Source organism: Planococcus sp. TJ-201, from assembly GCF_058268495.1.
In genome coordinates, this window is sequence record NZ_JBZDOG010000005.1 from 131,823 (window position 1) to 154,474 (window position 22,652).

Consider the following 22,652-nt stretch of genomic DNA (forward strand, 5'->3'; position numbering starts at 1 on the left):
GCTTTTTTTTATTTCCCTACCATGTTCTCCGGTTTTACCCATTCATCAAACTGGTCAGCAGTTAAATGACCGCTGTTTACGGCAGATTCTTTTAACGTTGTGCCGTCTTTATGTGCTTGCTTGGCGATTGCAGCCGCCTTCTCGTAACCGATATGCGGGTTTAATGCCGTAACCAGCATCAACGAATTGCTGACGTGGTTTTGGATAACATCCAGGTTGGCTTCAATGCCGACAGCGCAGTGGTCATTAAAGCTGATCAAGCTATCTGTCAACAGACGGACAGACTGCAGGAAATTGTAGGCAATGACTGGCTTGAAGACGTTCAACTCGAAGTTCCCTTGGCTTGCAGAGAAACCGATAGTTGCATCATTGCCCATTACTTGAGCTGCAACCATCGTCAGTGCTTCACTTTGGGTTGGGTTGACTTTGCCAGGCATGATCGAGCTTCCGGGTTCGTTGGCAGGAATCGTAATTTCACCGATTCCGCTGCGGGGACCACTCGCCAGCCAGCGTACGTCATTGGCGATTTTCATAGCATCTGCAGCCAGTGCTTTAATGGCACCATGTGTGTAAACCATTTCGTCATGGCTTGTCAGTGCATGGAATTTGTTTTCTGCAGAAGTGAAAGAAGTTCCAACTGCTTCGCTGATGAATTCAGCAACAGAAGGACCAAAAGTTGGATCCGCGTTGATGCCTGTTCCAACAGCTGTGCCGCCGATTGCCAATTCACGCATATGTTCCACACTTTCGCGAATCATGCGCTCGCTTTTTTCAAGCATATGTCTCCAACCGCTAATCTCTTGGCCAAGTGTCAAAGGCGTTGCATCCTGCAAATGCGTACGGCCAATTTTGATAACCTCGTCAAATTGCTGTGCTTTTTCATCCAAAGTTGCTTTTAGCTTTTGGACAGCCGGCACCAGATTTTCAGTTACAGCCAAAACTCCTGCAACATGCATGGCTGTTGGGTACGTATCATTTGAGCTTTGAGACATGTTCACATCATCATTGGGATGAAGTTTTTCGTCAGAATTTTGTTCTGCCAGGATTTCGTTGCCGCGGCGCGCCAGAACTTCGTTCATGTTCATATTAGATTGTGTACCGCTCCCTGTCTGCCAGACAACCAATGGAAAATGATCGTTCCATTTGCCTTCGATCACTTCATTTGCAGCAAGTTCAACGGCTTTCATCTTCGCTTCGGACAACTTCCCAAGTTTATGATTCGCTTTTGCTGTCGCCTTTTTTAATTGGGCAAAAGCCATAACGACTTCATGCGGCATGCGTTCTGTACCGATTTCAAAATTCTGTACGCTGCGCTGCGTTTGAGCGCCCCACATTTTGTCCGCTTCAACTTGAATTTCACCAATGGTGTCTTTTTCTGTACGATACTGCATTCCATTCACTCCAATTCTGATGTCTATGTATTCTTCTCTTCTATTATAACCACACCCGAGCGCAAAAAAGCGACCTTCGCAGTTAAAAATCGCCCGTTTTGCTGCTGAAAAATTCTTCTATAATCGCTTCATCAGAATGCGGAATATATTCGCCTTTAACGATTTGTGCACCGTTGATCGAACCGCTGGAAAGAAGGATTAAATCATCCGGGCCGCTTTGCTGCAAGGCTGCAAGCACTGCTTCACGCCGAGAATTGGCTGTCACCACCTGCTGCTTATAAGGAATTGTGAACCCATCCAATACCGCATCAATCACGGTACTCGGCTCATTGTCGCCTGGATGGTCGACAGTGACCACGAGAACGTCAGCTTTCCCTTCAGCTGCTCTGGCCATTTTTGGCATTTTTGAAAAGTCCCGTATGCCAATGCCTGCAATCAGTGCAATCAGCCGGTTATGCGACAACTTCTTTACTTCTTGCAATACAGAGGCTAGCGCCACCGGAGTATGGGCATAATCCAGAATGATTTTACGGTTTTCAGGGCCATGGATCACTTGAAAGCGGCCTTCAACCTGAGGCATATTTGGAAGAACCGTTAAGATATCTTCTAATTGAACATCTGACAAAAGTGCCGTGCCAATCGCTGCAGTCAAATTAGCCGCGTTGTATTCACCATAGAGCGGCACGTGTATCGGAAATCTCTTTTCTTGATAGCACAAATCAAACTTCAATCCTGTGTCCGAAGATTCACAATCTGTCCAAATCAAGTCAGCACCAGAATCCAGTTGGTTGCTGTATGTCAAAAAAGGATAATCAATCACTTCCAGAATGTCTTTAGCCATGCCTTCATCATCAATGTTCACTACGGCAGCCTTGGCTTGCTTGAATAGCAACAGCTTAGACTGAAGATAATGAGTAAATGTCTTATGGTATTCCAAATGCTCTTCTGAAATATTGGTGTGGATAGCCACATCAAAACTGATGCCTTCTACACGCTTTTGGTCTAATGCAATAGAAGATACTTCCATTGAGACGGCCTGATCGCCTTCTGTTACAAACTTGTCAAAGATTTTGTGAATATCAGATGAAATTGGGGTGGTAGGGGTGCTTTTGTAGAAAGGAATTTTGCCGTTGGCCCCGATAATTCCTGTTGTTCCAATAAAACCGCAAGCTATGCCCAAGAGATTGAACAAATTATACACATAAGTAGCTGTGGTTGTTTTGCCATTGGTTCCCGTAACTCCTATTTTCAACAGGTTTTTTTGAGGGGAATCGTAAAAAAAGTCGGACATATGGGCAAGTGCAGTCCGTACATTTGCTACTACTGCAAATGAAAGGTGTGGATTTTTTTGGGCATATTCATCGATTATTCCTTTGTTGGAACCGATAATTGTGGACGCTCCGTTTTCGATCGCTTCTTCAATATACAAATGTCCATCGGTATTTTCTCCTGGGACACAAAAGAAAGCACAGTCCTGAGTGACTTGTGTTGAATTGTATTCAATTGAACTGATTTTAGATATTTCAGGTCCAAACTGATCGATTACGGGGAAAGATGGAATGCTAGTGAGTTGTATCTCCATATAAAAGGCTCCTTAGGGAAAAAAATTATGTCAAATACCTATAGTTTCACAGGAACATGTATCATTATTCTATCATTTCCCTGTTATACCGCCAACATTTTAAGTCGAATTAAGTCGAATTTTTCTGAAACGCAGTTTTTTTCTGTACTTTTTTATAACAAAAAAAGCCTGTTGCTCCAATGATATCTTGGAGCAGCAAGCCTCTTTATTTTTAAATACAAAATTCTTATGCCCATCAAAAACCTCGGCATCCCAATAAAAAAGAGAGTCAATCTTAACTTTGATATAAGATTTTCATTTTTTTAGACAGGTTAATGGTTTACTGGTCTGGACATATAAAATACCGTTATTCACTTCGACAATCCATACTTTTGCATCTTGGCCAATGGATTCATTGTCATAGCCAGTTGCACGTTTTGAAATCATTCCGGCACAATTCTCCAGTACCACTTCTCCATATCCGTCGACAGGAATTGGAATGATCACCTTGGCTGTTTGTCCAGGCAACGGATCTTCCGAATAGCCGATTGATGAATCTGCAGTAGAAAGCGGCAATAAAATAAAGTAATAAAGCAATAAAGCCAAGACGGCTGCGACTCCTGCAGCAATCGCCAAAACTGTCCATTCATTAAATTCCGTTGCTGTTTCCATCAAAAAGCCGATTGCAGAACCAAAGGTAATGAAAGTCAGGATTACAGCTGGGTCGAGTTTTGGCAATGGCTTTCCATGATTGGCAATGTCCCCGAAAAACACATACAGTACGGTCATTGCTCCTGCTGCAAGCAAGACATACATGTAGAGTTGTTCCATAGACAAGCCAAAAATAAACATTCCAAAACCTCCCATTCCAGTAAGTTAAATTCCATCTTACTAAGTAATAACGAATAACTTAGGAGGAAGTTTCAGAATTCTTTAAGATTCTATAAAAAACCCGTTCTTTTACAGAACGGGTTTCGCAAATTGAAGTTCGTGAAAGCCATGTACCAGTTGAAAGCCAATCCCCAAATATCCATCATCGAGCAATAGCTTCTGCTTTTCGAGATCGTCCAACTTTACGGTAACGTAGTCGCTATAGTGGTCTAGTGAGAGATTCAAGTCTTTCACCAAAATATAACGGGTTAATCCTGCATACTTTTCCTTCAAAGCAGCAATGTGCATCCCCTGCGTAAACTTGTCTTTCAAACTTGGAATATTCATGGGTGCGACAGTACAACAGACATAGCGGAATTCTTCATCAAGATTCGGCAATTCCTTCATGATAACCTCAGCCAGTTTCTGCTGTAAACGATTCCCACGATACTCAGGAAGCACTACGGAAATTTCCTGGTAAATTACTTTCCCCAATTGCTCTGGCGGAAGACCAATATCCCAGCCCAAATGCTCTTTATCAATTTCAGGAATCAATAATGCCCGGAAACCAATCAGCTCGTTTTCGACAAATGCTCCCACCACCAGTCCACGCTCATTCAGAATAAAAAGGAATTCCTCAGTAGTCAGCGGTTGAAGAGTGTCCTTCTCGGAAAGCGATTCAATTACTTTTGCTTGAATCTGTTCGATTACGGGCAAATCTTCCAAGTAAAGCCGCTTCATAGAAAAGGGAAGCTTTTTATGAAGCACTTGATTGGTTATTATGCCTTCATGCAGCAACTTCATCAGCCATTCTCCTCCATATTTTTTGTAGCTATAGAATACCACCTTCATTCCGAAACGTCTGCAAGTTTTTTCGGTCGCTTATCCGTTCAACTATTTTGGTGAAGAATCAGCAAACAGCTTAACAGCCTTCTCTTTTAAAAACCTGTCAATTTCCTTTCGAGTGCGCAGAAAAATAACTTGATTTTGTGGATTTTCTTCTATAAAGTGTTCCATTCGCTTTCTCATCTTTACTTTTCTGGCGCTGTATGTGGAAACAATGAATCTCAAAAAGCCTCCATCCAGCTTTTCTGGACAACCAGCTGCCATATCGGGTCGGGTTTTTCCATGGTTCAGGATGCGGCGCTTAACGACACGGTACAGGCACACAGCTAAAGGCAGTTCTAAATAGATGATGGTGTCCGCCCTCTGCTTTCGAATCTCGTACGTGGCTGTGTAGTTTCCTTCTATAATCCAGCAATCGTGTTCAACGAGAATCTTTTGTTTTTCACCAAATTCTTGATCATCGCTTTCCACCCACCCCGGCTTCCAAAAATAAGCATCCAAATGATGGACCGGAATTCCCGATAGATCTGCCAGTTTTCTTGAAAAGCTTGATTTCCCGACTCCTGCTGATACGCCAAGCACCATGATTCTCTGCATAACTGCTCCTCCCCACTCTCTATATCATTTAGTTTTCCCATTATAATTCAAGGCTCGAATGAACAATAGCAAAAAGAATATTTCATAATCCCTTGCAATATATGTAACTCCGTGTTATTCTAAGGAAGAATTATTTTTGTTCGGATAACTTTTTACAAAGTGTCAGATGTCCATCTGCAAGATTTGAGCAAGGATAGTAATACAATGTATGCTTACGCATACGAGGAGGAAACACACATGGAACAAGGTAAAGTAAAATGGTTTAACTCAGAAAAAGGATTTGGCTTCATCGAACGCGAAGGCGGCGACGATGTATTCGTACATTTCTCTGCAATCCAAAGCGAAGGCTTTAAATCACTTGACGAAGGTCAAGAAGTAACGTTTGATATCGAGCAAGGCCAACGCGGTCTTCAAGCTACTAACGTACAAAAAGCTTAATCTAAAGCAAAACTATCAATGAGCTCTTCTTCGGAAGAGCTCATTTTTTATGCGTTTTTTTAAAAGTACAACACAAAAGATACTGAGTGCAGCTTTTATGAGCTCTTTGTGATCTGTTCCTCCTCAATTTCTCACATAGCTCCGACCTTCAAATCCAATTTTCTTTTGGAAACGAAAGCGGTATGTGCCCAGAAGGCACATACCGCTTTAATTTTATCTAATTTAACCAAAAGTATAGCTGGAAAACTCCAAAAATCAAAATACATAAGCCAATCGTTCCAAAAACAATTCCCAGTGCCAATTTTTTTCCGGTCATGCCGTCACTCCTTCTTCATTTTCAACTCTTCAATGGTTTCGGTAATTTCATAAGCTCCCGAACCTTTATTCGACAAGACCGTCAGAATGTTGCCGTCTGCCGGATAAAATGCGGAATGGAAACTGACGCCAGGATCATACCCCGAAACATGATACTTCATCGCTCCATCCTCTTGGCTCTGAATCCATAGTCCATAGCCATAGTCGCCGTCTTTCCCAGACGCATGAACTTGCAGCATCGTTTGCAGCAGCTCTTTGGCTAACAAGGTGCCATTCATTAAGCTGGTCCAAAAATTCCCCATATCACTCGCTGTGACATAAGCGCCACCGTCAGCACCTCCACGAATGGGGATGGCGTATTGATTCGTACGCCACGCTTCATCTTCTTCAATATAGCCAAAGGCCGTTTCGCCAGGCAGCCGGTCTAAACGGAAATAACCTGAGCTCTGCATCCCGGCTGGACCAAAAATTTGCTCTTCCACTACTTCGGTAAACTCTTTTCCAGTTACTTGCTCTACCACGAGACCCAGCGCGATAAACCCAGCATTGTTGTAATAGAAGCTTTCACCCGGCTGGAACATCATGGGCTGGTCTTTAAATAACGGAATAAAATCGGAAGCAGTTTGCATGGTGTACATCGGCCGATTTTTCCAAAGGTCTTCGTAATCATTCATGACTTGTTCATCAAAATAATCCGGTATGCCGGATGTATGCGTCAATAATTGATGGATCGTGGCATCAAAATGTGGAAACGCCTGCGGCAGCAACTGGGATAGCTTGTCGCTGAAATCAAGCTTTCCTGCTTCCACCAATTGACATACAGCAACAGCGGTGAAAATTTTGCTGCCAGATGCAATACCGAACCTTGTATCGACAGCATTTGGCCGTTCGTCAGCACGATTGGCAAATCCTCTCGCAGCAGTCCAGGTTTCCTCTTTATACAAGTAGGCGACTCCTGAAAAATCAATATCGTCCATCTTGTCCATAATGGGCGTAGCTGGTTTCTCCTGCTCGAATCGTCCGTCCTCTGTAATGTTAATCTGCCGGCCATCCAACAGCTCAATCGACAGCGGATGCGTCTCGCTTTTTTGTTTTGAAAAATACCAGAGGCGCTTTGGCGCAACTAATAATATATAGGCGTGTCCACTTCCTAGAAAATTCAATGCATTTGGATCAATCCCTTTGTAGCCCCGCACCGGAATGTCCATCTTTTCAAGCTGTCTGCCTACTTCTTCAACATGCGGTGTCGTGATGCTCACTTCACTGATGCTAAGCAAAGAATCGACGGTGAAATTCCCCATACGATCCACGCTGCGCCGCGCAATAAACTCAATAACATTGCCTGCGGGATCCTGAAAATAAAATGCATCGGCATCAAAATTGGCGTAGAACACTTCGTCCATGCCCTCTTGACGATTTAATGTAACCCGTTCCCCCGCCCACCATTTCGCAAGCGTAAACTGATTGCCTGGAATGTTCAGCGCATAGTGATAAATCGCAGGACTTTCTGATTCCCGAAAAACCAATTGAGATTCACCAACCGACAGCGTAAAGCTGCTTTCATCTTCTTCAACAATCCGGAAGCCCAATTGGTATTCATAAAAGCCCTTCATATCTTCTAACTGATTTGTGTATAAGGTCACCTTTTTAAACATGTCCTCACTCCTTGCCTTTAGCATACCGAAAATTCCAAGTTTTTACCTCTTTTAGCCACAAAAAAAAGAGCCCAAGAGCTCTTTTTTGGTACTTCTGCCAAAACTGTAGGCAGTCAATTGCGCAGTGTGCAGCGAAGCCTTATCATGTCCCGGCATTCGATGCCATTCTCAAAAATCGGCTCCGGATAATTCCGCCTGAAAAAATCAAAATCGATCGCATGCATGCGGAATCCACATTTCTGATAAAGCGCCAGTTGGCCGAAACTTGAATTGCCAGTGCCGATCTCGACAACCTCGAAACCACGTTGCGCTGCCTCACCCAACGCATGCTGGATAAGCTGCCGTCCATACCCTTGGCCACGGCTATTTTCGGAAACTGCAATATTCTTAATCTCCACCGTTGTTTCTGACAGGGCGAGCAGAACGTAAACACCGACAACCGAATCCTCTTGCTCGCCAATCATACACCAGCCGGACTCACAATAAGCCCGCACCAAGCTTTCAGAAGGATCCGCTTCGAGCAGCAAGTCCATCGGCAGTGATTCATGAGCCTGCAGCTGACGGAATCGCATCATTTCTTTTCTTTAAAGCCTTGATCCATTAAATAGTTTTCGGCATCATCAAAAGTCCCGAAACTTTCCTCCAGGTTTTTGCCTGTGTAAATATTCCAAAATGGTTCTTCGTAAACCAAATCCAATTTCACATCGTCACGGCTAACCCAAGTTTTATCATATGGCGGTTCCGGTTCTAACGACAAGTAATCCAAAGAATCGGCCAAGACGCTGCGCAATTCCTTTTCCGAAAAGTCACGGACATTAACGAAGCCTTTTTTGTCTGCTTCATAATGCGGCAAGTTTCCTACATAGACAAACCCATTGCCTGTCGGATGCAGATGGTAAACAACGATTTTCTTATCATACAAGCTCTCTTCAAAATGAAAGTTCACACGTTTCATCGATACATCTTTTCTCGTCAGTTCCGGAAAAGATTCAATGATTTCCAACTTTTGTTCAAATGTTAACAATCTCATTACCTCATTTCTTAGTTTCAGTACTTCATCAAAAACATTCGCAAGATCCAAAATATAAAACTGCCTGCTGAAAGCTTACAGAAATATATGGTTACACCCGTACCGCATTTTTAATTACCATTTAGTATAACATGCCAGGCTCAATCCCACATCCATAGAAAAAAGCTGCGCGAACGCAGCTTCGGAATTTACTATAAAGTTGAAAAATAGTTTTACTTTTTCTTACCAAACGGCCACCAGACACCCCGGTCAAAGGATACTGAAATCGCCGGTATCAATAATGGCAAGACAATCAAGCCGTACAGCAGCAAACCAGTAATGACAATGGTTGCGATTTGCACAAGGCTCAAGACGCCAGAAGGCATCATGGCACCGAATGTACCTGCTAAAATAATGGCTGCTGTGATGATGACCGTTCCCATTTTTGCCATGGATACGCGCATAGCATCGCGAACGGTAACGCCATTAAATGACTCTTCACGGAACCGGTCAAGCAGGAAGATGGAATAATCGACTCCCAGCGCGACTAACATGACAAAACCAAAGAATGGCACTGCCCAGCTGATGCCATCATAGCCCAGGCCGTTAACAAAGATCAATTCCGCAATGGAAATCGATGTATAATACGTTAACAACAATGATCCGATCATATACAAAGGCATGATCAACGAACGGAAAAGAATAGCCAAGACAACGAACAAACTGATCAGCATGATGACTACCGTATTCGTAAAGTCATTGGAGGATACTTCTTCCAAATCACTGTTGATGCTTGAGATTCCGCTGAAGGCAATTTCTGCACTTTCAAGCGGTGTTCCTGCAACAGTGCGCTCCACTGTTGCTTTGATGTCAGAAGTGATTTCGATGGCTCCATGAGAATATGGATCTTCAGAAAGGACGACTTCCATCATCATTCCTGTACCATCCGCAAACGAATAACGATCTAATACCTGTTCAAAATCTTCGCTTTCCAAGGTTCCTTCTGGAATAAACAAGCCGGTATCGCGCACAGCTTCACTGCCGCTCATTTCTTCCATCATGTCGACAGCTTCCGTCAAGCCGGCTTCAATTTCTCCAAGACCGTCGTTTGAAGCACCGACTCCGTCTGCCAATTGCGTTAATCCGGCACTAAGTTCCGCTGTTTGCCCAGCTGCTCCAGCCAAACCTTGCTGAATTTCTGACAAGCCACCGTTAATCTGCGCCAAAGCACCAACAGTTTGCGGGATGTTGCCTGTCTGCTGCAGCCCCTGGGAAACCTGATCTAATTGTTGATTGATCTGGCCGAGCCCTGCTGCTGCTTCTTCCAGGCCTCCGGCATCACCGGCTTGCTCACTGATAGCAGTTAAGTTGGTCTGGACTTCTGTCAGTCCTGCCTGCACTTCACCGATTCCATCACGAGCTTCGCCAAGCCCATCGGCTAATAGGCCGAGCTGTTCATCAACGTAAAGTTCATCAATTACCTCACCTGTTGGACGCGTAATCGATCGAACCGTTTCCACACCATCAATTTTTTCGATTTCTTTACTTAATGATTCAAAATAAGGAACAATTGATCGGTCTGTCAAAGAGTCATCAGACTTCACGATTACTTGGACAGGCAGCGAATCCCCTTGGCCAAATCCTTCTTCAATCGCACGCAAACCTTGCACTGATTCATATTCCGAACCAATTTCGTCCACTGTATTAAACGACAAAGAATTATCGTATGTAAACAGCAACGGTACCGTGATAATTGCTACCACCAACATGGACAGCAACGGACGGTTAATGGACAGCTTGCTCATGGTCACCCATAGTTTGCTGTCGTTGTGGGAAGCCGATTTTTTAGCCGGCCAAAATAATTTTTCCTTCAATAACGACATGAAAAATGGCACGATTGTATATAAAACCAGCAGCAGGACAAATATCCCAACGGCTACCGCTACAGCAGATTTAAAAATCGGGAATTCAGCAAAACCGATGGCGAAAAACCCAATAAATACGGCGATTCCGCTGATCAGCAAGGTTCTTCCTGCTGTTTTATACGTATTGACGATGGACTGCTCTACACCATGTCCTGCTGAGAGTTCTTCTTTATAGCGGCTCAACAGCAAGATGCAGTAATCCGTTCCAATTCCGAAAAGAATTGCCACCAGGAATATTTGCGTATAGTTGGATACGGGGAATCCAAACCAATCGATGAAAAACGCCACCAATGATTGGCTCAATAAATAAGTAATCCCAACAGCCACAAGTGGAATGAACGGCGTCACAATGGAACGGAAAACGGCCAGCAATAATCCAAAGATCAAAACAACCGTAATGATTTCCGTACGTTTCAAGCCTTCTTGTGCACTGATATTAACATCATTATTAATGATGGCTTCTCCCGTCACATAGGCGGTCAAATCTTCGGGAATAATGGTTTCCCGGATGGTATCCGCAACGGCGTTTACTTCTTCGTCCGTTCCATCAACTGTCACCGGCATTAAAACCGTTTGGCGATCTTCAGAAATCAACTGATTTTCCAACTCTTCGCTTTCAACTGGATTTAACACGCTCGTTACCGGGTCACCAAGTGCCTCGATGTCCGTTACCATTTGTTCGAGCGTTTCCCGCATTGAATCGGTCAGTTCGCTTTCCAATGGCATGACCAAAGAGATGGTTTGTTCAGAGGCATCCGCATCTGTCAAAATTCTTGAAGCGATTTGTGAGGAGGCTTCGTCAGACAACTGAAACGAACCTGCCTCTTCTGCCTGTTCCGTTAAATTAGGGGCTAATAAGAATAAGACGACCGTTAGCACAATCAAACCGATTGCGATTGGCCATTTGAATTTTAATACGCTATGCATTTATTACACTCCATCCATTTTTATGATCGTTTTCAACTTGCGGAAAATCGTGAGAAATTGGTCTATTTCTTCATCCGCAATATTTTCGGACATCAGCTTCTCGATATAATCCGTCAACACTTTATCCAGCTCCATTAAAATGGCCTGGCCTTTGTCCGTTAGCTCAAGCAATTTTTCACGCTTGTCTGTCGCTTCTACAACTTGAACCACTTCTTTTTGCAACAACTTTTTTATGCGGCTCGAAATCGCACTTTTATGTACGGCCTGCAAAATCGCCAGTCTTGCCGATGTAATGGGCTGTTCCTTGCTGATCATCTTCAACAGCTGAATTTGTTCAGGCGAGTACTCTTTCCATAAAGGATGATCCACCGATTTAATAACCCGCTCAGTTCCATAAATCATAACCTCTTGAAACAGATCCACCGCCTCTTGTATTCGTGTATCCATAATAGTTTACCCCCTCAACCAATATTAATAGTTTAGGGGGTAAACCTTCTGAGGTCAAGAAAGAATCGTATTTTCCATAAAAAAACCTGTGAACAAAAAGTTCACAGGTTGCGTTTATTCAATATCACGTGTAGCGGTATTGCGAATTTCAGTTCGTCTTGCATAAATATTTTTAGCAATCGTCTTAATCACTGCGTAGACAGGAATTGCTAAAATGATTCCCCACAAACCAGCAATATTTCCTGCTGCTAGAATCAAAGTAATAACCGTCAGTGGATGCACATCGAGCGATTTCCCCATTACGTTCGGGGTGATGAAATTGCTTTCGATTTGCTGCGCAACCAGCATAATAATGGCAACATATACCGCCATTATCGGATCTTGCACAAGTGCAATAATAATTGCTGGAATGACTGCGATATAAGGCCCAAGGAACGGAATAACATTGGTCGCCATACCGATCAATGCCAACAGCAAGGCATAGTCCAGTCCAATAATCAAATAACCGATCAGCAGCATAAGCCCTACAAGGAAACTGACAAACAGTTGCCCTTGGATGTAGGCTCGCAATGTTTCATCGATATCATGCAGAGTTTTGCGAATCCATCCTTTACGCTCTCCGGAAAAGAATCCGGAAACGAATGGAACAAATTTCTTATGGTCGACCAATAGATAGACCAGGAAAAAGGGCACTAAAACCAGGGTAATGACACCAGAAACAAAACTCGTGATAAAGGCCAGAACCCATCCACCAACATCACCGAGACTGTCACCGATTTGGCCGGTCATACCGTTTAACTGCTCTTCAATTGAATCTGGTAGACGATCACGCTGGTCGAAAATATACTGACCGTACTCTTCCACACTCTCAATAATTTCCGGTCCATTATCTACCAGTGCATTGATTTGATCTGTAACAATCGGACCAATCATGACATAGAACAAATAGAAGACTAGGACAATCGCCAGCAGAACAGTAAGGACTGCAGACCATTTCGGAAATTTTTTCTTCATTAGAAAATTTAAAATTGGCCTTGTCAGATAGAACAGGACGCCTCCCAACAACAAAGGAACAAAAATTGTTCCAGCGATAATAAATAAGGGATCAAAAATTCCTTGTACTTCAATAAATAATCGAATAATGACTAAAGCTAGGATAATTCCTACTCCCACTTGAAACCAAAGCTTGTTCGTCAAGCGTTTCACTCCCTTTCTTTCAATAGTATACCCAGTTTATCATGAAAGTATGGTATTATATTTTTTTATGTGACTTTGAAGTTGACGCAAAAAAATGAAACGCTGATATCCAAAACCAGTGATCAAGTAATGGAGGATTTATTCCTATGGACCAATTATGGCTTACAATTAAATTTCTGCTTCTCGGCTTATTTCAAGGACTAACTGAGCCAATCCCTATCTCGTCAAGCGGACATTTATTGATTGCGCAGTATTTTCTGGACGTACAGATTGAAGGAAGTGTTTCCACTTTCGCCTTGCTCGTCAACAGTGCTTCGCTGATTGCAGTATTGATCATTTACCGCGAAGATATCAAACGTCTGGTCGTTAACGGGTTAAAGTACTTTACCGTTAAAAACGCGGAAACAAAGCGCGACTTTATGTTTGTTGTGTACCTTGTAGTCGCAACAATCCCTGCTGCCGTCATTGGTCTTCTATTCCAGGATGCTATTGACGAAAATCTTTCGACCATTGTCACAGTTGGTCTGACCTTAATCGTGACGGGTTTTGGCCTTTGGTGGATCCGCAACATGCGCGGACAGCGCAAAGATGGCAATATGACGATGAAAGATGCTGTCATTATTGGCGGTGCTCAGGCAGTGGCACTTATTCCCGGAATTAGCCGAAGCGGTGCTACAATTGTGGCCGCTATGGCACGTGGCATTAATCAGGAAACCGCATTGCGTTTTTCTTTCCTGTTGTTTATCCCGATCAGTCTGGGCGGTGCGGTCCTCAGCATTACCGATATTGTCAACGATGATAACCTGGCTTCTATGGCCGTCCCTTATATCATGGCATTCCTGGGATCTCTCGTAGCTTCTTATTTCTCACTGAAATGGTTTATGAATATTATGGCAAAAGGCCAGTTAAAGTATTTTGCAATTTACTGCTTTATCGTCGGCCCGCTTGTTGTTTTGGCATGGATCGTATTAAATTAATAAAAGAGACGCCCTTTCATTTTTTGAAAGGGCGTCTCTTTTTTATCGATTGAAAAAATTGGCTGTGTAATAAGGTTGGTTTTCTGCATTGAATGCTGTGCCTATCCCTAAGTATCCAAACTCGGGTTTCACAATATTTTCACGGTGCCCCATGGAATTCATCAGGCCTTCGTGCGCAAAAATGCTGCTATATTGACCATATGCCAAATTTTCACCCGCCACATAAAAATCAATGCCGTCTTCATTCATCCGGTCAAATGGTGATTGGCCGGCAAGGTTCGTATGGCTAAAATACTGATTTTCTGCCATGTCATCGCTGTGCTTCCGAGCTGTAAGTTTTGTCTGTTCATCCCACCTTAACAGTGGCAGACTGCGTTGGATACGAGCAGAATTGGTTAATTCAAAAAGCAGATATTCGTATCCTTCTTTTAAGTCATCGTTCGCTTCTGCATATATTCCAGCCCGCGCACCCTCCAACTCTTCATGGATTACTTGCACAGCAGTAACCGTATCTCCTTCATGAATATCATAAAAAACAGTCGTATAAGTATTTTCGGTTTTGAATACATCGTATTCATCTCCGCTATCGAGTATATATTGAATATTTCCTTTTTGAAGGCTTTTCAGTGGAGTTCCAAGCAATGAACGAACTTCAGTTTTGGTGGAGTCCATCGTAATGCCTTCTGTCGAGGAAATTAAATCTTGATTGGTGAACATTCCATTCACTTTTCCACCTTCATTATACGATAACAGCACATAGTTCTGATAATCCTGATGGTAGCTGTGCCAGTCAGTACCATACTCATTGCGCATCAAACGCAGTGGCATGCCGACCTTTTCCTGCGCTTCGTCCTTATCCATCCCCAACGTGACATTGTGAATTGCAAATAAAGAATCCGTTTCCGCCAGCTCCGGTTTTGCCACAGCCTCCGGCATTTCAAGCGAGCCCGAAGCGATCATAGAACGCAGCTCAGTGCCCACACGCGAAGTAAAATTCCGGGCGCCATCAAATGCTTGGGACACTTCCGGATCTTCGGTGATGTTTTCAATTGTGCGATCGACAGAATCCAAGAAACCTAAATCGACGTATTCACCAACCGGCTCTTCCCAAATCGGGCGCGCAAAAAAGAGCGCCAGCAACAAAACCATCAACCAAAAAACTTTCCGCACATCCATCACCTCTTACCCTACAGTTTAATCGCAAACGCATCATCCACAAAACAAAACGCCTTTGATCAAGAAAAGTGTAGGCTCCCGTGTAGCTCTGCCGGTCATAAGCCATTCTGGCTTATGACCCTAGAATCTGGAAACTGGAGTCTGGACATCAAAAAACCGAAGCGCATTTAACTCAAAAAGAGGGACCATCACAAATGATGGTCCCTCTTTTATTCAATTAAAACTCTTCTGTAATAGCGGTTTTTTTAGGTGAACTAAACAGCAAGGTAAATACCAAGCCCAGAGCAAATGTTACCAAACTCGTAATGAGCGTGGCTGAATCTGCCGCAAAACCAGGGAATACCACGAATAGAGAACCGATAATCAGACCGATAATCGCTGCGTAAGTAACATAGGTAAAGTGCTCCAATAAGTATTGAATCGCCTTGCTACTAACAATAAAGCCAACGATAACGCCGGCACCAATAGCCAGCGCAACCGGAATGTTCAACGTAGATAAGGCGTTGATAGCAGTTGAGTAGACGCCCAACAACAACAGAATAAACGAACCGCTGATTCCCGGCAGCAACATTGCCATACTGGCCAGCCAACCAGAGAAAAACAGCATGAAAAACACAGGCACTGTAAGTGAAGTAATTGGTGCCAAATCGTCTTCTGTCGGTATAAAGGCAGTTGCCGCCAATGCTATTCCAATAACCACTAAAATAATCAAATGACGTGAAGTGAAATTCTTTTTAACTTCTGCTTGTTTCATGATGTAGGGAATAACACCAATAATCAGCCCCATGAAGAAAAACTGCGTCGCTTCGTAATGCTGTTCTAATAAATATTCGATAACCCGGCTAAACAACAGCAAGGTTATCACGATTCCAAGACCAAGTGGCACCAAAAACCCTAAATGCTTTTTCCAATCACGGCTGAAAAAGCCACTAATAGATTCTAATAATCGATCGTAGATTCCTAAAATAAAGGCAATTGTACCTCCACTAACGCCCGGGATCAAATCGCTGATGCCCATTAAGATGCCACGGTATATATTCTTCCATTCCATTCGTCTAGTCTCCTTGTTTTAAAAAATCACTTTAATCAGTATAGCATGTGCGAAATGGAAACTCGAGCCTCACTTGGTTCAGCACGATCCTGCAAAAATTAGTCTAGTATCCTTTTTGCTTCTTCCACAATGCTCTGAACAATTTCTGCGGCAGCTACTTCTTGAGTCAAACTTCGAGTGGATTGGCCAGCCCATAATGACATGAATTCAGGATCTTCAGCCTTTGCTGCAGCTGCCCGTATGTCTTTGGTGATTGTATTTTGGGAAGGAAAGGGCAAAGGAATGATATTCGTTTTTTCGAATTCTTCAATAAAGTGATTTTTGATCCCACGTGCCGGACGCCCTGAAAAGCTTTTTGTGACAACTGTGCTTTCCTCATCACTTTTCAATATTGCCTGTTTATACACTCGATGCGCGCCGGATTCTTTGGAGCTGACAAAGCGAGTGCCGATTTGGACGCCTTGTGCCCCGAGAACAAGCGAAGCAACCAGTCCTCGTCCATCTACAATACCGCCTGCCGCAATCACTGGGACGGTGACAGCATCCACTACTTGCGGTACTAATGACAAAGTTCCGATTTGCGCACCTATCGGATGCCGATCAAGTGAAAATGTACTGCGATGTCCCCCTGCTTCGCTCCCTTGTGCCACTATGGCGTCGACTCCAGACGCTTCTGCCTGTTGCGCTTCTGCTACTGTCGTCACCATCGCCACAATTTTAATTTTTCGCTCTTTAGCAATTTTCATTTGTTCAACTGACAGACAGCCAAAAGCGGTACTAATGATAGGCACACCTTCTTCAACACAAATGGCGAACTGTTCTTCGCTCCAATCCGGCGATTGATAAGAGAATTCAACTTCTTCAATTTCCAGCTTCGAACGGAAAGGACTCAGCGCCTTCTGAACTTCTGGCAGGCGGCTAAAATCATCTTTCACTGGTGTTGCAAAGATATTGACGCCAAATGGCTTTTCAGTTGCCGATTGAATTTCTTTAATTGCTTGCCGCAATGCATGGGGGGCCATATAAGCTGCCCCTAAGGTTCCGAGTCCTCCTGATTTGCTGACCTCAACGACCAGTTCTACCGTTGTTGGTCCCCCTGCCATACCTGCTTGAATAATTGGCCAATCAATTTTGAACAATTGACAAATTCCCGTTTCCAATGAAATCACACAAGGTCCCTCCTCGCTTCACTTTGAATGCATTTATTGTTGCTCCAAGTATCCCGTATATGGCAATATACAGCAATAGGGAACTTTCTTATAAGTTGTGGCGTTCCTTATAGTAAGCAAACATGAGAAGGCGGGATTTATTATGAAGGGATTCCTTTCACTTTTGGGCATCACTTTAATTGTTGGAGCATGTGGATTAATCCTTTTCTCTTTCTACGGCAACCCTTTAGAAAAGGTCATCAGCCAGGAAAGAATGTACGCATATACCGAAACGCGCCAGAATGATTTACCGGAAATACCATCGAAAAATCAGGTGACGACTGAAATTCCTGAACAAGCTGCTTTCACCACGACGGCTTTTGCAGCAATTGACAACAGTTGCGACGAAGACTCTTTAAATGATAAAAACCGACTCGAATAACGAGTCGGTTTTTATCATTTAGAAACAACTAGGCGAATGGAATTGCCGGAAGGATCTTTCACTTCCCAGTAATCGTTCAGTTCGGCAATTTCTATTCCTGCGGAGCGCAGGTTGTTGGCCAGTTTTGTGCGTTTTTCACTTTCCAGCATCAAGGTGTAGTAATGCAGGCCAGCCTTGTTTTCGGGCAACGCTGGAATATCCTTGCCATTCCATACATTCACACCGATATGGTGGTGGTATTTCTGGTTAGCCAAGAATAGAGCCTGATCACCCATACTTGCAACTACGTCAAAGCCTAATCCATCCACATAAAAATTTCTGGCTTCGTTTAAGTTGGAAACATGCAAATGAATATGCCCCATCACTGCAGCTGCAGGTAATCCACTCCACGGTTCTCCAGATTTTTGTGCTGCTTCTATTAAGCCTTTGGCGTCAATGGGATCCACTGCCATGGAAACTTCATCGTTGCTCCAGTTCCATTGCTCTGGCTCACGATCGCGGTAAATTTCGATGCCATTGCCTTCTGGATCTGATAAATACACAGCCTCACTGACAAGGTGATCCGAAGAACCAAGCTGAATACCATTTTGATGCAGGTGGACAAGAACTCTTCCTAAATCTTCTCTGGTGGGCAGCAAAATGGCATAATGGTACAATCCGGCATAGCGACTTTGTTTTGGTGTAATTCCTTCTGTTGCTTCGAGCTTGAGCAAAGTTTTTCCACCAGCACCTAATTCCACACTACTTTGACCCTCAGAAATCACTTCAAATCCAATTATTTCTTCGTAGAACTTTTTCATTTTATTGATATCCATTACTTTTAATCCTACTTCACCTACGTAAGTTACGGGATGTTGATGAAAGCTCATGCATATACCTCATTCCTTTTAGTTACTTTATGTAACCAATTATATTTATAATACTTAGGACTGTCAAGTAACTTAATTCCTTTAAAGCATTAGCTTTTTATGCTATTATAAATACCAAAGGAGTGAGGAATATGGATACTTCCGTCATTTGTCCCCGTTTTGAGACTGCTATTTCCCTGCTCAGCCAACGCTGGACGGGTTTGATTATTTACCAATTACTATCTGGTCCTCAACGTTTTAGCCATTTAACTGAGATCATCGGTATCAGCGGCCGCCTGTTATCCGAACGATTAAAAAACCTTGAAGCACAAGGGCTTGTCACACGAACCGTCTACCCGGAAACTCCCGTACGGATTGAGTATGCATTGACCGAAAAAGGAATTTCCTTAAAACCGGTCATGGACGAAATCCAAAACTGGTCACAAGTATGGGTAGAACCAACTGAAAGTAGAAAAGTGTAGACAGCCGCTTAGGCCCGACAAGCACTATTATTTTGCGGAAGTTTTTTAAAACCATTCACAATTCAATTGATAAAGCACGATGATTTCCTTGAAACAAACAAGAGCTTATCCAATTTACTGGATAAGCTCTTGTTTTATGTGGTCTGCAATTGCATGATGTGTTTCAAGCCTTCGTGGGCTGTACTGAATATTGGCGTCTTGCTGTCCAATTGGACAATTGACATGGCGAGCTTCGGACTGATGCCAACAAGAATACAAGTAGCCCCAATCAAGCTCAATGTATCCGTCATCATTTGAATCTGATAGCGAACCTGGTTTTCAAATTCTTTAATGCCGCTCAAATCAATCAAAACATATTCGATTTGCTTTTCGGAACATTCCATTAGCACCGTCGCAATCAGTTGATCTGTACGGTTTCTGTCAAAGTCACCGATTAGGGGTAAAGCAATCGTCTTGTCCCAAATGTTAAGAATGGGGATAGATAATTCTTTGATCAACTGTGCATTCCGTTTCTGCTCTTCTGCTTGCATCGTAACATCCATCAGCATGACGATATACCCTTCAGGTTCATCGGCGTTCATAATCGGAGTGACGACAATATCTGTCATAACCTGATCGCGTATGGTAATGCGGGTCCGGTGAACTCCGGTTAGTTTCTGCATAATTTGCTTTTGATGCTGAGGGCGTCCATGGAAATCATCCATGTTCATCCCAATCATCGCTTCACAATCGGCCATGCCATACAGCAGGGCAATATCGTTCATCAAACGGCAGGCTTCAGAATTCATCCATCTGATGGTATACGAACTATCTGCAATGATAATGGTTTCCCCGATTACATCCAGGGCATTCAATAAAGATATATTTTCCGGGATCTTTCCTATAGCTGGCATTTGTTACCACCTTATCTCCTGATTTCCACTTGCTTGTGCCCATCTATTATGCCACAGCAAGACAAAAATTAACCATTCTTTCATAACTTTATTTTATAGATATTGCTGCTTTTTCACGTGCAGTCGAATAGTTTCCATCATACCGGTCGACTGTTTCATTTTTCAGCCAGTAGGTTACCGGGAACAGTTTATCCAAAAAATAACGGTCATGGGAAACCGCGATAATGGTTCCTGGAAATTCACCCAATGCATCCTCCATCACTTCTTTTGCTTCCAAATCGAGATGGTTAGTAGGCTCGTCCAAAATCAGCAGGTTGTGGTTTTGATGCATCAGCTGCGCCAGCCGCAGCCGCATTCGTTCGCCTCCGCTAAGCTGCCGAACCGGCTGAAACACCATATGGCCAAAAAACAAAAATTTTGCCAGCATTGGCCGTGCATCGTATTCTGATACAGCAACAGCATCGCGGAATTCTTCGATGATGGTTCGATCATTGTCCATCTCCAAGGTATGCTGCGACAGGTAGCCGATTGACAAACCACTGCCCATTTTTACGTTGCCAGCATCAGCATGCTCTTTTTCTACTAGCATGTTGAGCAAAGTTGTTTTTCCGGTTCCGTTGGAGCCCACAATTGCCGCGTGCTCTCCATAGCGGATATGCATCGAAACGTCGTGAAACAAAATCCGTTCTCCAAATCCCTTCCAAACCCCATCTAGGAAAACGACGTCTTTTCCGCTTCGTCCATCCAATTTGAAATCCAATGCCATCTGTTTTTTTGCCAACACCGGACGGTCGAGGATTTCAATTCGATCCAACGCCTTTTCTATACTTTTCGCTTGCCGGTGCATTCCTGCATTTGGTGGATTGGCTCGGTTGGCCCACTCTTTCAGCCTTTTGATGGTTTCTTTCATTTTTTGAATTTTCTTTTGCTGATCCTGATACTGCTGGAATTCGATCAGTAAGCGGGCTTCCCGTTCTTTGACATAGTTCGAATAATTGCCGGCATATTGAATCAGATCCCCTTGGTCCAGCTCCCAAATGTGAGTAACGGTTTCATCCAAAAAATAACGGTCGTGGGAAACCAAAACAATCGTGCCTTTGTAGTGGCTGATAAACGTCCCTAGCCACTCAATAGCTTCCAAGTCCAAATGATTGGTCGGTTCATCCAACAGCAGCAAGTCGGGTTTCTGCAAAAGTAATTTTGCCAGACCCACTTTTGTTTTTTCGCCGCCGCTTAAATGTCCCCATTGTTCAAACTTCAGTTGCTTGATTTTCAACCCATTCAGTACTTGATCAATCTTCACATAAATGTCGTAGCCGCCGCGCTGAATAAAATCGTCTTGCACTGTGCCATAGCGCAGCAACAAGCGTTCCAAATCTTTTTGGGAAGCATTAACCATTTGGTGTTCCATCTCTGTCAGCCGTTTTTGAAGAACAATCAATTCCGAAAACACATCGACCATCAAATCCTCGACAGTCCTTTCTTCTTGCTCAGCAGGCGACTGCTCCAACAGGCCGATGCTGCAGTTTTTTTTCCACGTCACAACTCCTTCGGTAGGTTGCAATTTCCCGGCCAACACATTCAGCAAAGTTGTTTTCCCTTCCCCGTTTCTTCCAACAAGACCAATGCGCTGGTCTTGCATCACTTCTCCTTTTATGTGGTTGAATAATTTTTGTGTCGCAAAATGGCATAGTATTTGTTGAAATTGGCTAATAATCATGATTCTCTTCCTCTCCATTGAAGAGACCCATGCACAGCAAAAAAGGCACGCCAGGAGGCATGCCTTTGCTAAAATCCGTTTGCAGGCAGATGTCTCTTACTGGTAATTTTCACTCGATGCAGTTGGCTGAAAAAGGACAGACTTCTCCCGTACAGCTGCTGCAGTGAAAGTGACGCCATGAAGAATGTAGAGATATTCCTGACACTCTGTCATGCGCTTACCAGTTTGATTCATCTTACCCACCTCCTTCGTATATTTCTTATATCATACATTTCATGCAGTTTTCCGTCAATATTTTGACGGAATATTCTTTTTATCTTCTATTCTGCTCAAAATTAGGTATAAATTCCTTGAAATCGGGAATCATGAAAGTAACAGCATTTCATCGGAAGGGGGATCAGTAAATGTCCATGTATTCCAGATTGGCTTTTGACAACGATACCCGAAAAGTAGAAAAAGCGTTAAAAAAGTACGAAGACAAAAAAACAGAAGCATTGGTGTTGCTGGCGGAAATTGACATGCTCGAAAAAATGGAAGGTGTCCAAGATGCAGAGTTATGGAGACGGCAGTCAATGAAGGAAAAGTTGGTAGCAGTAGAACGTCAACGAAAAGGTTTAAAGGAAACCATCACAAATTACGTAGAAAAATACGGCGACCAGGACCTGCATCGCTACACGGAATTGTTGTTGGAACTTGAAAATGACAAAGCAAAATAAAAAACAGGAGTCCTAATGGAT

23 protein-coding genes and 1 pseudogene are annotated in these 22,652 nt (G+C 43.3%); 5 read left to right on the forward strand and 19 right to left on the reverse strand.

Translation table 11 applies throughout. From position 1 onward, the window contains the following. Positions 1-8: 8 nt before the first annotated feature. The 5 genes from fumC to AC4EG4_RS13325 all read right to left on the reverse strand — a co-directional run bounded on the left by fumC (position 9) and on the right by AC4EG4_RS13325 (position 5,265). Positions 9-1,391: a class II fumarate hydratase gene (fumC, locus tag AC4EG4_RS13305; protein ID WP_490988093.1), complete on the reverse strand. Its 1,383-nt coding sequence runs from the start codon at positions 1,389-1,391 to the stop codon at positions 9-11. A gap of 82 nt (positions 1,392-1,473) precedes the next feature. Further along, entirely contained in the window at positions 1,474-2,973 is a 1,500-nt protein-coding gene (locus AC4EG4_RS13310) for a UDP-N-acetylmuramoyl-L-alanyl-D-glutamate--2,6-diaminopimelate ligase (RefSeq protein WP_490979630.1), read from the reverse strand. A 294-nt stretch (positions 2,974-3,267) separates the two neighbouring features. Next, positions 3,268-3,804, reverse strand: coding sequence for an NfeD family membrane protein (locus AC4EG4_RS13315; RefSeq protein ID WP_490988094.1), 537 nt, complete (start codon positions 3,802-3,804; stop codon positions 3,268-3,270). A 108-nt stretch (positions 3,805-3,912) separates the two neighbouring features. Next, positions 3,913-4,626 carry a hypothetical protein gene (locus AC4EG4_RS13320; RefSeq protein ID WP_490979628.1) on the reverse strand — a complete coding sequence of 238 codons (714 nt, stop codon included), beginning with the start codon at positions 4,624-4,626 and terminating at the stop codon, positions 3,913-3,915. 90 nt (positions 4,627-4,716) lie between these two features. Next, positions 4,717-5,265 (reverse strand): P-loop NTPase family protein, encoded by a 549-nt coding sequence (locus tag AC4EG4_RS13325; protein ID WP_490979627.1) that lies wholly within the window; start codon positions 5,263-5,265, stop codon positions 4,717-4,719. Positions 5,266-5,502: 237 nt separating this feature from the next. Between AC4EG4_RS13325 and AC4EG4_RS13330 the strand changes: the two genes are divergently transcribed. Continuing rightward, positions 5,503-5,703, forward strand: coding sequence for a cold-shock protein (locus tag AC4EG4_RS13330; protein ID WP_006830093.1), 201 nt, complete (start codon positions 5,503-5,505; stop codon positions 5,701-5,703). A gap of 320 nt (positions 5,704-6,023) precedes the next feature. Here the strand turns inward: AC4EG4_RS13330 and AC4EG4_RS13335 are convergent, their stop codons facing one another. The 7 genes and pseudogenes from AC4EG4_RS13335 to AC4EG4_RS13365 form a co-directional block, all read right to left on the reverse strand. Next, entirely contained in the window at positions 6,024-7,004 is a 981-nt protein-coding gene (locus tag AC4EG4_RS13335) for a serine hydrolase domain-containing protein (protein ID WP_490979768.1), read from the reverse strand. A gap of 135 nt (positions 7,005-7,139) precedes the next feature. Continuing rightward, a pseudogene (locus AC4EG4_RS13340) lies at positions 7,140-7,697 on the reverse strand (serine hydrolase); the annotation flags it as partial. An 89-nt stretch (positions 7,698-7,786) separates the two neighbouring features. After that, the gene (locus AC4EG4_RS13345) at positions 7,787-8,248 is read right to left on the reverse strand and encodes a GNAT family N-acetyltransferase (protein ID WP_490979626.1); all 462 of its coding nucleotides are present in this window, start codon (positions 8,246-8,248) and stop codon (positions 7,787-7,789) included. Beyond that, entirely contained in the window at positions 8,245-8,697 is a 453-nt protein-coding gene (locus AC4EG4_RS13350) for a hypothetical protein (RefSeq protein WP_490979625.1), read from the reverse strand. The genes AC4EG4_RS13345 and AC4EG4_RS13350 overlap by 4 nt, the downstream gene beginning before the upstream one ends. A gap of 218 nt (positions 8,698-8,915) precedes the next feature. Continuing rightward, the gene (locus AC4EG4_RS13355; protein ID WP_490988095.1) at positions 8,916-11,534 is read right to left on the reverse strand and encodes an MMPL family transporter; all 2,619 of its coding nucleotides are present in this window, start codon (positions 11,532-11,534) and stop codon (positions 8,916-8,918) included. A 3-nt stretch (positions 11,535-11,537) separates the two neighbouring features. Beyond that, positions 11,538-11,981 carry a MarR family winged helix-turn-helix transcriptional regulator gene (locus AC4EG4_RS13360; RefSeq protein WP_490979623.1) on the reverse strand — a complete coding sequence of 148 codons (444 nt, stop codon included), beginning with the start codon at positions 11,979-11,981 and terminating at the stop codon, positions 11,538-11,540. A gap of 114 nt (positions 11,982-12,095) precedes the next feature. Next, positions 12,096-13,178: an AI-2E family transporter gene (locus tag AC4EG4_RS13365; RefSeq protein WP_490988096.1), complete on the reverse strand. Its 1,083-nt coding sequence runs from the start codon at positions 13,176-13,178 to the stop codon at positions 12,096-12,098. Positions 13,179-13,324: 146 nt separating this feature from the next. On the opposite strand from AC4EG4_RS13365, the gene AC4EG4_RS13370 reads away from it, so the two are divergent. Then, the gene (locus tag AC4EG4_RS13370) at positions 13,325-14,155 is read left to right on the forward strand and encodes an undecaprenyl-diphosphate phosphatase (RefSeq protein ID WP_490979621.1); all 831 of its coding nucleotides are present in this window, start codon (positions 13,325-13,327) and stop codon (positions 14,153-14,155) included. 42 nt (positions 14,156-14,197) lie between these two features. Here the strand turns inward: AC4EG4_RS13370 and AC4EG4_RS13375 are convergent, their stop codons facing one another. From AC4EG4_RS13375 to AC4EG4_RS13385, 3 genes are all read right to left on the reverse strand, one after another. Then, positions 14,198-15,325, reverse strand: a complete 1,128-nt coding sequence (locus AC4EG4_RS13375; RefSeq protein ID WP_490988097.1) for a CAP domain-containing protein — start codon at positions 15,323-15,325, stop codon at positions 14,198-14,200. Between the two features lie 223 nt (positions 15,326-15,548). Continuing rightward, the gene (locus AC4EG4_RS13380) at positions 15,549-16,382 is read right to left on the reverse strand and encodes a DUF368 domain-containing protein (protein ID WP_490979619.1); all 834 of its coding nucleotides are present in this window, start codon (positions 16,380-16,382) and stop codon (positions 15,549-15,551) included. A gap of 98 nt (positions 16,383-16,480) precedes the next feature. Then, positions 16,481-17,551 (reverse strand): NAD(P)H-dependent flavin oxidoreductase, encoded by a 1,071-nt coding sequence (locus tag AC4EG4_RS13385; protein WP_490988098.1) that lies wholly within the window; start codon positions 17,549-17,551, stop codon positions 16,481-16,483. A 142-nt stretch (positions 17,552-17,693) separates the two neighbouring features. On the opposite strand from AC4EG4_RS13385, the gene AC4EG4_RS13390 reads away from it, so the two are divergent. Further along, positions 17,694-17,972, forward strand: a complete 279-nt coding sequence (locus tag AC4EG4_RS13390) for a hypothetical protein (RefSeq protein WP_490979617.1) — start codon at positions 17,694-17,696, stop codon at positions 17,970-17,972. 14 nt (positions 17,973-17,986) lie between these two features. Here the strand turns inward: AC4EG4_RS13390 and AC4EG4_RS13395 are convergent, their stop codons facing one another. Further along, positions 17,987-18,841 (reverse strand): VOC family protein, encoded by an 855-nt coding sequence (locus AC4EG4_RS13395; RefSeq protein ID WP_490979616.1) that lies wholly within the window; start codon positions 18,839-18,841, stop codon positions 17,987-17,989. A 131-nt stretch (positions 18,842-18,972) separates the two neighbouring features. Between AC4EG4_RS13395 and AC4EG4_RS13400 the strand changes: the two genes are divergently transcribed. Then, the gene (locus AC4EG4_RS13400) at positions 18,973-19,302 is read left to right on the forward strand and encodes a winged helix-turn-helix transcriptional regulator (protein WP_490979615.1); all 330 of its coding nucleotides are present in this window, start codon (positions 18,973-18,975) and stop codon (positions 19,300-19,302) included. A 134-nt stretch (positions 19,303-19,436) separates the two neighbouring features. Here the strand turns inward: AC4EG4_RS13400 and AC4EG4_RS13405 are convergent, their stop codons facing one another. The 3 genes from AC4EG4_RS13405 to AC4EG4_RS13415 form a co-directional block, all read right to left on the reverse strand. Beyond that, on the reverse strand, positions 19,437-20,195 hold the full coding sequence (locus tag AC4EG4_RS13405) for an STAS domain-containing protein (RefSeq protein ID WP_490979614.1): 759 nt from the start codon (positions 20,193-20,195) through the stop codon (positions 19,437-19,439). Positions 20,196-20,283: 88 nt separating this feature from the next. Continuing rightward, positions 20,284-21,915 carry a ribosomal protection-like ABC-F family protein gene (gene abc-f, locus AC4EG4_RS13410; RefSeq protein ID WP_490979613.1) on the reverse strand — a complete coding sequence of 544 codons (1,632 nt, stop codon included), beginning with the start codon at positions 21,913-21,915 and terminating at the stop codon, positions 20,284-20,286. Positions 21,916-22,011: 96 nt separating this feature from the next. Then, the gene (locus AC4EG4_RS13415) at positions 22,012-22,149 is read right to left on the reverse strand and encodes a hypothetical protein (RefSeq protein WP_490979612.1); all 138 of its coding nucleotides are present in this window, start codon (positions 22,147-22,149) and stop codon (positions 22,012-22,014) included. 170 nt (positions 22,150-22,319) lie between these two features. On the opposite strand from AC4EG4_RS13415, the gene AC4EG4_RS13420 reads away from it, so the two are divergent. Further along, the gene (locus tag AC4EG4_RS13420; RefSeq protein WP_490979611.1) at positions 22,320-22,631 is read left to right on the forward strand and encodes a hypothetical protein; all 312 of its coding nucleotides are present in this window, start codon (positions 22,320-22,322) and stop codon (positions 22,629-22,631) included. The last annotated feature ends 21 nt before the right edge of the window (positions 22,632-22,652 follow it).

What these genes read in the sequence shown, in the direction of transcription:
- fumC (WP_490988093.1), bottom strand. Translation starts at nt 1,391, where the DNA reads ATGCAGTATCGTACAGAAAAAGACACCATTGGTGAAATTCAAGTTGAA.
- AC4EG4_RS13310 (WP_490979630.1), bottom strand. Translation starts at nt 2,973, where the DNA reads ATGGAGATACAACTCACTAGCATTCCATCTTTCCCCGTAATCGATCAG.
- AC4EG4_RS13315 (WP_490988094.1), bottom strand. Translation starts at nt 3,804, where the DNA reads ATGTTTATTTTTGGCTTGTCTATGGAACAACTCTACATGTATGTCTTG.
- AC4EG4_RS13320 (WP_490979628.1), bottom strand. Translation starts at nt 4,626, where the DNA reads ATGAAGTTGCTGCATGAAGGCATAATAACCAATCAAGTGCTTCATAAA.
- AC4EG4_RS13325 (WP_490979627.1), bottom strand. Translation starts at nt 5,265, where the DNA reads ATGCAGAGAATCATGGTGCTTGGCGTATCAGCAGGAGTCGGGAAATCA.
- AC4EG4_RS13330 (WP_006830093.1), top strand. Translation starts at nt 5,503, where the DNA reads ATGGAACAAGGTAAAGTAAAATGGTTTAACTCAGAAAAAGGATTTGGC.
- AC4EG4_RS13335 (WP_490979768.1), bottom strand. Translation starts at nt 7,004, where the DNA reads ATGGACAAGATGGACGATATTGATTTTTCAGGAGTCGCCTACTTGTAT.
- AC4EG4_RS13345 (WP_490979626.1), bottom strand. Translation starts at nt 8,248, where the DNA reads ATGATGCGATTCCGTCAGCTGCAGGCTCATGAATCACTGCCGATGGAC.
- AC4EG4_RS13355 (WP_490988095.1), bottom strand. Translation starts at nt 11,534, where the DNA reads ATGCATAGCGTATTAAAATTCAAATGGCCAATCGCAATCGGTTTGATT.
- AC4EG4_RS13360 (WP_490979623.1), bottom strand. Translation starts at nt 11,981, where the DNA reads ATGGATACACGAATACAAGAGGCGGTGGATCTGTTTCAAGAGGTTATG.
- AC4EG4_RS13370 (WP_490979621.1), top strand. Translation starts at nt 13,325, where the DNA reads ATGGACCAATTATGGCTTACAATTAAATTTCTGCTTCTCGGCTTATTT.
- AC4EG4_RS13380 (WP_490979619.1), bottom strand. Translation starts at nt 16,382, where the DNA reads ATGGAATGGAAGAATATATACCGTGGCATCTTAATGGGCATCAGCGAT.
- AC4EG4_RS13390 (WP_490979617.1), top strand. Translation starts at nt 17,694, where the DNA reads ATGAAGGGATTCCTTTCACTTTTGGGCATCACTTTAATTGTTGGAGCA.
- AC4EG4_RS13395 (WP_490979616.1), bottom strand. Translation starts at nt 18,841, where the DNA reads ATGAGCTTTCATCAACATCCCGTAACTTACGTAGGTGAAGTAGGATTA.
- AC4EG4_RS13400 (WP_490979615.1), top strand. Translation starts at nt 18,973, where the DNA reads ATGGATACTTCCGTCATTTGTCCCCGTTTTGAGACTGCTATTTCCCTG.
- AC4EG4_RS13405 (WP_490979614.1), bottom strand. Translation starts at nt 20,195, where the DNA reads ATGCCAGCTATAGGAAAGATCCCGGAAAATATATCTTTATTGAATGCC.
- abc-f (WP_490979613.1), bottom strand. Translation starts at nt 21,915, where the DNA reads ATGATTATTAGCCAATTTCAACAAATACTATGCCATTTTGCGACACAA.
- AC4EG4_RS13415 (WP_490979612.1), bottom strand. Translation starts at nt 22,149, where the DNA reads ATGAATCAAACTGGTAAGCGCATGACAGAGTGTCAGGAATATCTCTAC.
- AC4EG4_RS13420 (WP_490979611.1), top strand. Translation starts at nt 22,320, where the DNA reads ATGTCCATGTATTCCAGATTGGCTTTTGACAACGATACCCGAAAAGTA.